This is a genomic window from Sphingobacteriales bacterium (genome assembly GCA_016711285.1).
Lineage (GTDB): Bacteria > Bacteroidota > Bacteroidia > Chitinophagales > UBA2359 > JADJTG01.
The window spans coordinates 522,341-536,241 of sequence record JADJTG010000013.1 but is presented as its reverse complement, the minus strand read 5'-3'; the positions used below and the strand labels follow the sequence as shown (position 1 = coordinate 536,241).

Annotated in this window: 10 protein-coding genes; 3 read left to right on the top strand and 7 right to left on the bottom strand. The window is 42.2% G+C overall.

The features are described 5' to 3' along the window. The first annotated feature begins 37 nt into the window (after positions 1 to 37). The 3 genes from IPL35_11715 (at position 38) to IPL35_11705 (ending at position 5,289) form a co-directional block, all read left to right on the top strand. A complete protein-coding gene (locus IPL35_11715; GenBank protein MBK8444029.1) occupies positions 38 to 1,126 on the top strand; it encodes a zinc carboxypeptidase in 1,089 nt (362 codons plus the stop codon). Further along, on the top strand, positions 1,123 to 2,772 hold the full coding sequence (locus tag IPL35_11710) for a T9SS type A sorting domain-containing protein (GenBank protein ID MBK8444028.1): 1,650 nt from the start codon (positions 1,123 to 1,125) through the stop codon (positions 2,770 to 2,772). The genes IPL35_11715 and IPL35_11710 overlap by 4 nt, the downstream gene beginning before the upstream one ends. 108 nt (positions 2,773 to 2,880) lie before the next feature. After that, entirely contained in the window at positions 2,881 to 5,289 is a 2,409-nt protein-coding gene (locus tag IPL35_11705) for an immune inhibitor A (GenBank protein MBK8444027.1), read from the top strand. Between the two features lie 375 nt (positions 5,290 to 5,664). Here IPL35_11705 and IPL35_11700 read toward each other — a convergent pair whose 3' ends face one another. From IPL35_11700 to IPL35_11670, 7 genes are all read right to left on the bottom strand, one after another. Next, the gene (locus tag IPL35_11700) at positions 5,665 to 6,093 is read right to left on the bottom strand and encodes a thioesterase family protein (GenBank protein MBK8444026.1); all 429 of its coding nucleotides are present in this window, start codon (positions 6,091 to 6,093) and stop codon (positions 5,665 to 5,667) included. Between the two features lie 35 nt (positions 6,094 to 6,128). After that, positions 6,129 to 6,524, bottom strand: coding sequence for a hypothetical protein (locus IPL35_11695; GenBank protein ID MBK8444025.1), 396 nt, complete (start codon positions 6,522 to 6,524; stop codon positions 6,129 to 6,131). Positions 6,525 to 6,617: 93 nt separating this feature from the next. After that, complete coding sequence (locus tag IPL35_11690; protein MBK8444024.1) at positions 6,618 to 8,909, bottom strand: acetate--CoA ligase; 2,292 nt, start codon at positions 8,907 to 8,909, stop codon at positions 6,618 to 6,620. Between the two features lie 8 nt (positions 8,910 to 8,917). After that, positions 8,918 to 9,814: a HAMP domain-containing histidine kinase gene (locus tag IPL35_11685; protein MBK8444023.1), complete on the bottom strand. Its 897-nt coding sequence runs from the start codon at positions 9,812 to 9,814 to the stop codon at positions 8,918 to 8,920. Then, on the bottom strand, positions 9,763 to 11,853 hold the full coding sequence (locus tag IPL35_11680) for a hypothetical protein (GenBank protein ID MBK8444022.1): 2,091 nt from the start codon (positions 11,851 to 11,853) through the stop codon (positions 9,763 to 9,765). The genes IPL35_11685 and IPL35_11680 overlap by 52 nt, the downstream gene beginning before the upstream one ends. A gap of 212 nt (positions 11,854 to 12,065) precedes the next feature. Continuing rightward, positions 12,066 to 12,281: a hypothetical protein gene (locus IPL35_11675; protein ID MBK8444021.1), complete on the bottom strand. Its 216-nt coding sequence runs from the start codon at positions 12,279 to 12,281 to the stop codon at positions 12,066 to 12,068. 59 nt (positions 12,282 to 12,340) lie between these two features. Then, positions 12,341 to 13,885: an MFS transporter gene (locus tag IPL35_11670; protein ID MBK8444020.1), complete on the bottom strand. Its 1,545-nt coding sequence runs from the start codon at positions 13,883 to 13,885 to the stop codon at positions 12,341 to 12,343. Between the last annotated feature and the right edge of the window lie 16 nt (positions 13,886 to 13,901).

Sequence of the window (13,901 nt, the reverse complement as noted above, 5' to 3'; positions counted from 1 at the left end):
GGTCGTATCTTTGAAAGAAAGAAGCATTTTCGGCTACATGAATAAGCGTTTGCAAAGCCATATATCTGTAAAAGTGATTAAATGTTTGGTGAGATGTTGTATGTGTATAACGCTCATCATCTTATCACTAACCTTGCGGGCACAGTCGTTGCGTGTAGGTGTAGATATGAGGCAGGTGAAGCCTGCACAATTACAGCAGTGCGGCATTGCACTGGATTGCGGCGTATGGCAACAGGGCGATTCGCTGTTTTTGGAGTTGTCGCCGGAGGAGCAACTGCTGATTCAGGAGGCTGACCTGCCGCATCGTGTTGTTTCTGCCGCCGCAATGCTCCAATATTTCCGACAACAAACAGCACAGCGCGGCGATACAGCAGCAGCGTTTCAGGCGGCGATGTTTAGATGGAAAAGCCCCGAACATTTTTCTTTGGGTTCTTTGGGCGGTTATTTTACTTACGAAGAAATATTGGCGCATTTGGATAATTTGCACAATTTGCGCCCCGATTTGGTGAGTGAAAAACAACCTATTGGCAACTTTCAAACTTTTGAGGGCAGACCCCTTTATTACCTGACCATCTCCAACCACCCTGCCGCCTACGAGCCGAACGACCCCGCTATTTTGTTCACCGCTTTGCACCATGCCCGCGAGCCTATATCTGTGAGCCAGTTGATATTTTTTATGTATTATCTGATTGAAAATTATGATAATGATGCGCTCCTGCGGCAATTAGTGGACAACAGCAACTTGTTTTTTGTTCCCTGCGTCAATCCCGATGGCGTAGTTTTCAACGAAAGCCTTTTTGACGGCAGCACCACGCCCCCTTCTTTCGGGTATTGGCGCAAAAACCGCCGCGACCACGGCAATGGCACTTTCGGCGTGGACTTAAACCGAAACTACGGCTATCAGTGGGGCTACGATGACAACGGCTCTTCCGGCAATACGGGCAGCGCACTATATCGAGGGGCTGCACCTTTTTCCGAACCCGAAACCCAAGCTATTCGCTACCTGTGCGAACAATATCCTTTTAAAATCGCCCTCAATTATCATAGCTACGGCAATTATTTATTGTATCCTTTCGGGTATAGCGATGCTGTTTTTCCCACCGATGCTTTGCATTTTGATTTTTGACCGAACATTTGTGCCGCGAAAATAAATTTGAATATGGCAACTCGCATCAGGTATTGTATGCCACCAACGGCGACAGCGATGACTGGATGTATGGCGAGCAAAACACCAAAAACAAAATTATGGCGATGACCCCCGAAGTGGGCAATAATTTTTTAGGATTTTACCCGCCACAAGAAGAAATTATTCCTTTGTGCAAAAGCACGATGTGGCAAAATATACAGGCATTAATAGCTTTGCACTATAATGTCATTACCGATTTTTTGCCCGATTATGTTCGCGCCGATAACCCCAAAATACGGCTGAAAGTGCGCAATATCAGCAATGCGAGTACCAATGTATTGTTGAGTGTGACACCGCTTTCGCCACATTTTTCTTTTTACGAAAACAATAAAAATATCAGTCTGCCGCCCTATGCACAGCAAGAAATTGCTTTTGATGTTTTTGCTTTGCCCGCACTCAAAAACGGCGATGCTCTGCAAATTTTGCTCTTGCAGCAAGAAGGTGAACATGTGCGCTATGATACTTTACACACTTATTTTGCTCAAAAAACTGCTGATGTTTATGATGCCGCCGAAACAATGGAGCATTGGTGGAGTGAGGCGGGTGTGTGGCAAGTGAGCAATACGCAGTTTATTCAGGGTAGTGGTAGCATTACCGAATCGCCAATCGGCAATTATGCCAGTAATTTACACCATAGTTTGTATTTTACAGATACGCTGCACTTGGAAGACTGCTTGCACGCACAGGCTCATTTTTTTTCAAAATGGGATATAATGCCGTATAACGATGCAGTGCAAATAAGTGTGGAAGTGATAAACAGCCAAGAAGAAACAAGCGTATATTCGGCAGATAGCCAAAATGCTTTTGATAAAAAAACAGGCTACACCGACAGAGCAGTTTATCAGAATTTTCAAAAGCAATGGAGGCGGCAAACGGTGAATTTAGATGCTTTTTTGGGAAAAGCAGTGCGCCTCAAATGGTTGTTTTATAGCGATAATACTTACGGCGCGGGCGGTTTTTATATAGATGATTTAGCCATAGAATGTATTAAAAATATCGCTCCCCTTGCCGCCGATGATACCGTTTATACTGCTCTCAACACGCCGACTTATTTGCAAATTGCCACCAACGATTTCGACCCCGAAGCACAAGCATTGAGCGTTGAAGTCATCACCGCACCCGATTATGGCACTTTAAGCGGCGGCGGCAATGTTTATTTTTATATGCCCGCACCCGATTTTGTCGGTATTGATACCTGGCAATATTTGTTGAGCGACCCTCACTGTGGTGCAGATACCGCTACGGTGTGGATAATGGTGGGCGAAGCGCAAATATGGCCTACCCCGCCGCCGCCTGTTTACGAAACAAACAGCAGCACCGACAGCACCGATACTGCTGTCGCCGCCGAAGTAACATCATCAATAAAAATATACCCCAACCCGAACAAGGGCGTATTTTGGATAGAAAACAGCAGCGACAATGCTTATTTACAATTGCTCAATGGTTGGGGAAAAACCGTATGGCAGCAATCGCTGACGGGCGGTGTGCAATGTGTAGATATATCTATGCTGGAAACAGGCATTTATATTGCACGAATTAATGCCGAAAATATAAATTATGTTTGCAAAGTACTTGTAATAAAATAATTATATGTTTCGTGATTTATAAAATGTTTCTTAAATTAAAACTTATTTTTATTAAAAAAAACGCAATTTATTCATCACTAAATACTTATCAATCTTTATACATTTTTTATGAAAAGAAATCTTTTTTTTCTGATAGTCGGCTTTTTGAGCATCATTTCCGTATCTGCACAGGAGGTATATCAGAGAGTGCGTATTTATGCCGATGATATACAGTTGGCTTATTTGCAGCAGCAAGGCATCGGCATTGACCACGGCATATTTAAAAGAGGGCACTGGTTTGAAAGTGATTTTTCTACCACCGATGTAGCACGTTTGCAAGCCACCGGCATCGCCTACGAAATCATCGCCGATAATGCGTGGGATTTTTACCAAAAACAGGCGGCTGCTTTTTCGGCAAGTCGGGAGCGCGGTGATAATTGCGGCGGCAGTAGCGGTAGTGGTTTGTACTACAAAACCCCCGCCGATTTTAATCTGGGTAGTATGGGCGGTTTTTTTACTTATGATGAAATGCTTGCTCATTTGGATAATATGGCGAGCAAATATCCTGACCTCATCACCGCCAAAGCCGCTATTGATACTTTTAAAACTTTTCAAAACCGCCCTATTTATTATCTCAAAATATCCGATAATCCCACTGCTGACGAAACCGCCGAACCCAAAGTACTCTTTACGGCGGTGCATCACGCCCGCGAGCCGGAAAGTTTGTCGCAGATGATATTTTTTATGTACTATCTGCTGGAAAACTACAATACCGATGCTGCCGTGAAATCGTGGGTGGACGACAACGAAATTTATATCATTCCCTGCGTAAATCCCGACGGCTATATTTATAATTCCACCACCAATCCGGCAGGAGGGGGCTTTTGGCGCAAAAATCGCCGCGACAATGGCGACGGCACTTTTGGTGTGGACTTGAACCGCAATTATGGTCATTTTTGGGGTAATGACGACGAAGGCTCATCGCCGGAAACTTCCAGCGACACTTATCGCGGCACTGTTCCTTTTTCCGAACCCGAAACGCAGGCTGTTAAATGGCTCTGTGAACAAGTACCTTTTACCATTGCTCAAAATTATCATACCTACAGCGATATGCTCATTTATCCTTGGGGCTACATAGGCGATTTTGAAACACCCGACTCTCTGACGTTCAGAGCACACTCCGACTGGATGTCGTACCGCAATAATTTTATCACCGGAACGAGCAACCAAACGGTGGGCTACCTGACCAACGGCGACAGCGATGACTGGATGTATGGCGAGCGCGGTATCTATTCTTATACACCCGAAGTCGGTGCTTTGGGTTTTTGGCCACCTCAAGAAATGATTGTTCCGCAATGTTATGCTTCTATGGATATTAATGTGGCTACTTTGCGCGTGCTGGGCAATAGTGCGCGGCTTACTGCCACCGATGCCGCCGATGTTGTACTCGGCGAAAACGGCTTCATACATTTCGATTTGCAACGTTTGGGACTCAATGGCAACGGCAATTTTGTAGTCAGTGCCATTCCTGTTTCGCAAGGGATTACCTTCGGAGCACCTCAGTCTTTTAATGCAATGGAATTCCTCGAAACCCGCAGCGATTCGCTCTCTTATAGCGTGGATATCAATGCTTTGGAGGGTAATGAAGAAGTGACTTTTTTGCTCAATGTATCCAACGGACAATATTTAACCTCAGATACTCTAAGACGCAAAGTTGCTATTGATGCTCCCACCGCCGACTATAATATTATTCTTGAGCCTTCTTTGGATAGCTTTGCCGCAGACTGGAGCGTCAATGGCGGCGGCGAATGGAATGTTACCACTTTTCAGTATCACAGTGCGCCCAGCAGCATCACTGATTCGCCGGTGGGCTACTACGAAGCATCAACGTACAGTACCTTACGCTGGAAAGATACCATTGACCTCACAGCAGCGCAAGCCGCCGAAGTAGAGTTTTGGGCAAAATGGGATATTGAAACCGACTTTGATTATGTGCAAATACAAGCCGTGAATATTGCCAATAATTCGGTTACTGCTTTGTGTGGCAAATACACCAACACTACTAATTACGAAATTCAGAATGAACCCTTGTATGATGGATTGCAAGATACTTGGGTGAAAGAAAATATATCGCTGAATGACTTGTTGGGTGAAAAAATATTTTTGCAATTATACCTGTACAGCGACCAGTACGAAGAAAGAGATGGCTTTTATGTAGATGATATTTTGGTAAAAATACAATCGCCCGAAGAAGAGGTAGGTTTGCCTGCAACTCCGCTCTCCGGCAACGAAACGGCGATGATGCAAATAAGTCCCAATCCGGCTTCTGATGTGTTAAGGGTGTCTTATACGCAGTCTTATCCCGATGCGTACATACAAATATGCGATATGTGGGGCAGAAGCGTTTTTGGAGCAAGAATTGATCAAGGAAATGGCACTCTCAGCGTAGAAACCGCACATTTGTCAAAAGGATTGTATTATATACAGCTTAAAAACAATGGAATTGTCGCAAAACGACAAAAATTTATGATAAAGTAGCTTGTTTATTTTTAAAATTATATTGTAGGTTTGTTGTAACTCTGAATAGAAAGACAGGATTTAGGCAAAAAACACATGGTGCGTTAGAAATTTTGATATTATTTTGTAAAACTTTGATTTTCAATTTGTTTCATTTTTTTTGTACGTCATCCCAATTTTGTACCAAGTTATTGTACAATGTCGATTATTATTTTGCTTGTGGTCTTTGATATTATATATTATTGTAAATACACAGATGTACGTCTTTTGTATAAATGACTTACAATTATAGTTTTTTTAACAAGCTGTTGAAGTTTGTATACCGGCGGTAAAGAGATAATTCCCCCCATGTTTAGCTCTTATAATTTCATCGTTGATGAGAGCTGCCGGTATTTTTTATTTTCTTGTAAAAAATTGTTTAAAACTTTCCGGTACACTTACTATTTTTCCGGCACTGTAATCGTAGCATACAATACCTGTTTTTGCAATAGCACATACTTTGCCGCTGCTTGATTCGCTTACTCTGTAATACACTTCAAATCCTGCCCGCGAAAACTCGCCCGCAGTTACGGCTATTTCCAAATTACTCGGATATTTTACCTCCGCTTTGTATATGATACCCACATCTGCCATAATTGTACCCACACCTGCTAAGTTCAGTTCGGTGTAGCCGTAATGTGCATAAAAACGAACCCGTGCTTCGTGCAAAAGAGATAAAAACATATCATTTCCCAAATGATTACCATAGTTAATGTCGGTGATGCGTACTGGCAATATGGTGGAAAAATGAAAATGTTCAGGTAAATCAATAGTAATACGAGCCATAAAAAAATACTAATGTTACAGGTGATGGAGAAATCTTATTCGGTAATATCTATGTTTTCTATCGTCCAATTGCCCCAGCGTATGTCTTTCAAGGCTGTATGTGTGTAACGAGTAGAAGATTCTCTGTTAAAAATAAGTTCTAATGTATCTTCACCATCATCATACCAACACAGCCAAGGGGTGCAAAGACGGGAGGTGTGCAATAAGCCGCAGCGTATTTTATCTTCTTGTTCTTGTATTTTAAACAATAAAGTTATTTTGAATGAATGTGGAAATTTGGGATAAGTATCAATCTTTGATTTTAATAAAGGCAAGTGCAGTATTTCGGTAATGGTGGTTGCCAGTTTTTCTGCCTCTTTTATATGTTGTTGCGAATCGCTTACTATCACCAATACAGCTACCGCTTGTAGTATGTTTTTGTTGTTTGTCATAATATTCGCAGGTTTTAAAAAGCATATTTATAAAAAATAATTATTGATAAGTAGTTAAAAATGATGTATATATACCAAAAAACAGCGCAACTGCTATTTCTCTTCCGAAAAAGCAATTCCTATTTTTTTGCTTCGCAGTATTTCAGTAATCTCGGTCAGTATCAGCGGGTCGTCGATGGTGGAAGGTACTGAGTAAGGCACTCCGTCAGCGATAAAGCGCAGCGTTTTTCTTAAAATTTTGCCGCTTCGTGTTTTGGGTAGTCGCTGCACGATGAGCGTGGTGCGATAACAGGCTATTGCCCCGATTTGGTCGCGTACTAAGGCTATCGTTTCTTCTGAAATTTCTGCTTCATTCTGCATAATACTATCTTTTATCACCACCAAACCCACCGGAATTTGTCCGCGATACGAATCAGCAATGCCCAGCACTGCACATTCTGCCACCGCCGGATGTGCCGCTATCACTTGCTCCATCTCTCCGGTACTCAGGCGATGCCCCGCTACATTGATATTATCATCAATACGCCCCATTACAAAAAAGTACCCGTCTTCGTCATAATAGCCGCCGTCTCCGGTCAGATAATAGCCTTGGAATTTTGATAAGTAGGCTTGCTGAAATGCTGCTTCGTTGTTCCATAGTGTGCGCAAACAACCCGGCGGCAAAGGCATTTTAACGGCAATAAAACCTTCTTCGTTGGCTTCGAGGGGTACGCCGTTTTCGTTGAGTACCTGAATATCATAACCGCATATCGGCAAATTCGCCGAGCCTTCTTTGGTGGCTTTTGCTTCCAGACCCATCATAATTCCCAACATAGGCCAGCCGCTTTCGGTTTGCCACCAATGGTCTATTACCGGACGCTGCAATTTGCCTTTTATCCAATTGTAAGTATCAGGGTCGCAGCGTTCGCCCGCCAAAAACAAATATTTCAAACTCGAAATATCGTATCTTTTCAAGCCTTCGCAGGCAAAATCCTCTTTTTTGATGGCGCGTATGGCGGTGGGTGCTGTAAATAACACTTTTACTCGGTGCTGCTCTATTACGCGCCAAAAAGCGGCGGCATCGGGTGTTTTTATGGGTTTTCCTTCGTACAAAATGGTGGTGCAGCCTTGTAACAAAGGACCATACACAATATACGAATGTCCTACTACCCAACCTACATCGCTGGCAGCCCAGAATACATCACCTGCCTGTGTATCATAAATAGCTCCCATACTGTATTTGAGCGCAACGGCGTAAGAGTGGTCGCGTAAAATTCCTTTGGGCTTGCCGGTAGTGCCGCTGGTATAGAGAATATACAGGGGGTCGGTAGCGTCCATTGTAATATAAGGCACGCCTACGGCTTCTTGCATCAGGTCGCTCCACACAAAGTCCCTACCTGTCTGCATTGCTACGGCTTCGTTGTTGCGCAACAAAACAATCACACTGTCCAGCTGGTGCGTTGCTTGGGCAAGGGCGGCATCTACTAAGGGTTTGTAATGAATTTTTTTATCTGTTTCAATCCCGTAATTTGCCGTGATGAGCATTTTTGGTGTGGCATCTTCAATGCGCACTGCCAACTCGTGCGGCGCAAAACCGCCGAATACCACACTGTGGATAGCACCGATGCGGGCGCAGGCGAGCATCGCCATTACTGCTTCGGGAATCATCGGCATATAAATAATAACGCGGTCGCCTTTGTCCACACCTTTGGCTTGCAGCACACCCGCCAGTTTGCTCACGGCATCGCGGAGTTCGTTGTAAGTAAATTTTTGCACACTTTGTGTCACCGGACTATCATAGATGAGTGCCGTTTGTTCGCCGCGCCCCTGCTCCAAATGATAATCCAAACACAAATAAGCCAGATTGAGTTTGCCGCCTTCGTACCACGCATATTTGCCATCGGTATTGTAGCTGAGGGCAGTGTCGGGTTTTTTAAACCAGTTCAGCAATGCGGCTTGTTGTAACCAAAAATCATTCGGATTTTGTATGCTGTGTTGCCACTGTTGTTGGTAGTCCATAAGCGTTTTTTTTGTATTGGCGGTGGTTAAAAGAATTTCAATTTGCTGTATTAAATATTTTGTGGAAAAGGGTTTGGGAATATATAAAGCCGCTCCCGTTTGGTAGCCTTTTTCTATATCTTCTTGCTTGGATTTTGCCGACAGAAATATAACCTGACAATGATGGGTTGCTGCATTGTTTTTAATTTGTTTGCACAATTCATAGCCGTCCATTTCGGGCATCATAATATCCAGCACTGCCAAATCGGGGCGATGTTGCAGGGCTAATTGGTGAGCCTCGCTGCCATTGCGGGCAATGAGGACTTCGTATTTGTTTTTTTTCATTAAAAATTCAAGCGACATCAAAATATAAGGGTCGTCGTCGGCTATTAATACTTTGAAACTCATATCGGCTGCTATTGTAAGTTGGATAAAGTTGATGAGGGCTGTTGTTGTTTGGGTATGGTGAAAAAGAAAGTTAATCCAATTTCGGGATTATTGTAATAATCTATTTTTCCCCGATGCAATTCTATGATTTTTTTTGTAATTGCCAAACCTAAACCGCTGCCTTCGGGTTTGTTTTTTTTAACAGTGCTGCGTACTTGCAAATATTTGTCAAAAATGGCATTGCCTACTTGAGGGTCAATCCCGGGTCCGTTGTCGCTGATGCTACATTCCCAATAGGTCTCTTTATCAAGTAGCCTCACCGCTATCAGCGGCTGCGCCTGATGATTGTGCTTGATGGCATTGGACAATAAATTTTGAAGCACCTGCATCAATAAATCTTTATCTGCCTCTATATTACAAGCTGTCGGCAAAGGGGTGTAGTTCAATGTCGCTTGCTTTTGCGTAATGATGCCCTCCAATGCTTCTGTTGCTTCTTTTATTAATTGTGAAAAATCAAAAACACTGTAATTGAGGCGGTACATTTCGGATTCTATTTTTTCCAAACGCAACACCTGATTGATAAGATGCGAAAGGCGTTCTGCTTCTTTTACCACCACTTGGATAAAGTGTTGCCGTTCTTCGGCTTCTAAGTGCGGATTATCCAATACTATTTCCGACAATGCGCGAATGGAAGTGAGCGGTGTGCGCAGCTCGTGGGTAATGGTATGCAAAAATTCATCTTTGGCAGCATCTATTTTTTTCATCTTTTCGTTGGCTTCCTGCAATTGTACAGTGGCGCGTTTGAGTGCTTCCTGATTGCGCACCAACTCTTTATTCATCAATTTTATATTTTGTTTTTCGGTCAGCACCTGAATCACATCTTCGGGTATATCTGCTCCGCCGTTTTTATCAAAATTTTTAAACAAAAGCCGCGCACTGGATACCCCAATACGCTGCTTAAAATGCGCTGGCAATATTGTATAAAATGTGAAGATGCAAATTGTTGGGGCAGTGCTGTCGTTTGGCTTTTTTGATAGCTTGCCACCACTGCATTTAGTCGGTCTTTGCCTAAAAAATGCTCCATAATTTGCATCAACTCCTTCATATTGCCTTTGTGCTGCATTTCGTCCAAAGTGGCTTTTTGGAGTAAATCGAGTTGCAAAGTGGTAGTAGTTTTTGGCTCAAAGCATACCGATAATATAATAAAAGTGAGCGAATTGAACAGCAAACTCCAAAAAAAGGCAGTAGTGGTGGGCGCATAGCCGCTGATACCTAAAAAATTGGCAGAACTCAAATAATGTAAGCTCCACAAACCTTGTGTGCTGATGTGGGTGTGCAATAAATGGGTGGCTTCGAAATAAGGAAGGATAAGAAAGAAAAACCAAGAGCCGAAACCCACCGCCAAACTGCCATAGGCGGCAAGGGCTGATGTTTGTTTGCTGTAAATAGCCGCTAATGAAAGAGGGGCAAATTGTGCAATGGCTACAAAAGATGTTAAGCCGATATTGATAAGGCTGCTGCCGGTATTGAGCATGGTTTCGTAGTAGAAAGCGGCAGTCATAATGAGCAATACTCCGAAACGGCGCACGTTGAGAATGATATAATCAAGATTTTTGTTTTGCAAAATGCCTGACTTTTGGCGAATCCATATTAGTAAGGGCAAAATAATATTGTTACTGAGCATAATATTGAGCGCGATGGTTTCTACAATTATCATACTCGTAGCTGCCGAAAAACCTCCCAGATAGGCAATAGAGGCAAGTACGGGTTGGTGCAGAGCAAGCGGCAGTGCGATAACAAAATTATCGGGGTGTATTTGTTGGCTGTGCAACAAAGCATTGCCATATAAAGCAATGGGCAATACAAATAAATTAATCAACAGCAAATACAAAGGGAAAAGCCACGATGCTTTGCGGAGGTGTTTTTCGTTTTTATTTTCCACTACTCCTACTTGAAACTGACGCGGCAAAAACAAAAATGCTAAAAATGACAGGCAAATATTAGCTAACCAATCTATTTGCGTGTGTGTATCCCAAAATGTGTCGGCACTTAATAAATGTGCATTATAGGGCGATTGTAAAGGTTGTTGTACGAAATCGGCAGCCAGCCGCACCGAAAAAAAACCCACCAATAGAAATGACAGCAATTTTATAATAGACTCAAAAGCAATAGCTCCTATCATACCATTGCGTTTTTCGCCGGCATCAATGGTACGAAAACCATATACCATAATAAAGAAACTCAAAGCCAAAGCAATATAAATACTGATGCTTTGATAAAAATTATTGGAGATGTGCGTAGCAGTGGTGGTAGGCTGCTGATAGTGTTGTACTAATACTATAATGTCGGTCAGTGATTTGAGTTGCAAAGCAATGTAGGGTACTACACTGATGATGCACAACATCGTAATCAGTGCGCCCAACCAAATGCTGCGCCCGAAATGTAAAGCGATAAAATCGGCAAAACTCGAAAAACCGGTTTGTTGCTTGAGGCGGATGATTTTTTGGTAAAAAGGAATAAATAAAAAAGCTGCAATAGTAGGACCCAAATATATAGACAAAAACAAAATGCCATTTTGCGAAGCCCCCCCCACACTGCCGTAAAATGTCCACGCCGAACAATATACCGCCAACGACAAAGTATATGTATATGGATTATTAATCCATTTTTCAAACCGCGTATAATTATTTTCTACTGTATTGGCAATCAAAAACAGCAGCACCAAGTATAAGAAAGAGATTAAAAATATAATTCCTAAATTCATATGTTCGGGTCGGACGTAGAAGAAGAATGGCGATAAAGCAGTAGGGCAGTTGTTGTGATAAAAACCAACCAGACTACAAAAAAAGCACACAGCAATATCGCTTATAGAATTTAATGCCGCCGTATAACGCAACAATAAATTCATCGGAAAAACACTTAACAACAGCAATAATAAAGCTATGATACCTAATTTTTTATTCATAAGCCATCGTGCCGAAAAAAATATTTTTTTAAGGTGTATAAAGATATGTATTATATGGTAATAATTGTAAATGTATTTTTTTGTAAAAAAAGAACCAACCTCGCAGAGCCTTTTATACTTCTTCTTTTATGGAATTAAATAAAAGGATACAAAGTTGGATTCTTTTAACAACACAAATTATACTTTAATGAAATGGAACGTCAATTGCATCATCACTCATCGTATTCTCCGGTGAAGCAATAGTAGCCGAACGTGAACAAAGACCCCGCAATAATAGGACACAATACAAAAGTGTAAATAATAGCAGGCACGAGTTTTTCACCACCTGTTTTCCACATATCAATGGCTTGATTTACGAGCAAATAATATACCGCCCATATACCAATGAGTATCCAAACTACTCCTAAAATTCTTTTTATGGCGTTCATAACAAAATGATGGTTTTTTTGATAAAATAAAGAATAATGTAATGGAAAGTATGTGGTTTTTAGTCGTTGACATCGGTATCTCTGCCCGTTACATAAATAGAGCCTATAACAAAACATATACTTGCCACCAATATCGGATACCACAGCCCCTCTAAATAAAATTGGGGGTCGTTGTTATTTTTGGCATTTGTTACCAAAAAAGTCGCAATTGCCGGCAGCAAACCGCCAAAAATACCATTGCCAATGTGATACGGTAAAGACATGGAGGTGTAGCGGATTTTAACCGGAAATAGCTCCACCAAAAAGGCTGCCACAGGACCATATACCATCGTTACAAAAATTACTTGTATGAATACCCACCAAATCAAACTCCATTTGTCTGAGTCGTTGATATTGATGGTTTTTTTCACTTCGGTCATCGGTTTGCCGTCTTTCAATGCGGCTTTGCCATTGTCCAAAGTCACAATTTTTACTTCTTTGTAGGTGGTGCCGTCCGTAAATGCCTTTGTTATAGTAAATACCGAATCTTTGCCGCCTGTTTTGTTTTTTGTATTGTCTTTTAATTCTGCCAGCGAAACCGTTTTTTCGGCTATTTCACTTTTGTTTTTTAAATCGGTGGTGTTGTACATGTTGGAATAAATAGTGCGATATGATAATACTGCCAACAACATACCCAGCATCATAATCCATTTTCTGCCGATTTTGTCCGACAACCAACCGAAAACCAAAAAAAACGGCGTAGCTAAACACAAAGCCCACAACATAATCTGGCGCACATTGTCGGCATTTACGTTCATTGTTTTTTCAATAAAACTCATTGCATAAAATTGTCCGGTGTACCAAACTACCCCTTGCCCCATTACCACACCCAGCAAAGCCAACAGCACATATTTCATGTTGAGTTTGTGTCCAAAGCTTTCTTTTAAAGGATTGACGGAGGTTTTTCCTTCGGCTTTTACTTTGGCAAATAAGGGCGATTCGCTCATGTTTCTGCGAATTAAATACGATACTCCCACCATGAATATAGAAACCCAAAAAGGCACACGCCAACCCCAATCGCTAAAACTTTCTTCGCTCATAGAACTTTTGGTAAAGGCAATGACCAACAAAGATACCAACAAGCCGATGGTGGCTGTTGTTTGTATCCACGAAGTCATATAGCCGCGACTTTCGGCGGGCGAGTGCTCGGCAACATAAGTGGCTGCACCGCCGTATTCGCCGCCCAATGCCAAACCCTGCAACAAACGCAACAGCAGCACCAATAAAGGCGCAACAAAACCGATGCTTTCGTAGCTTGGCACACAGCCTATCAAAAAGGTAGCACCGCCCATGAGCAGCAGTGTCACCATAAAAGTGTATTTTCTGCCTATCAAATCACCCAAACGCCCAAAAACCAAAGCCCCGAAAGGACGTACCACAAAACCCGCCGCAAAGGTGGCAAGTGTGGAAAGAAAAGCGGCTGTTGGGTTTCCGCTCGGAAAAAATTTAGTGGAGATAATTGTAGCTAAACTTCCGAAAATATAGAAGTCGTACCATTCAATCATTGTACCTACCGACGAAGCGGATATGATACTGAACATTGAACTTTTTTTATGCTCTGTCATAATCAAAATTTTTTAG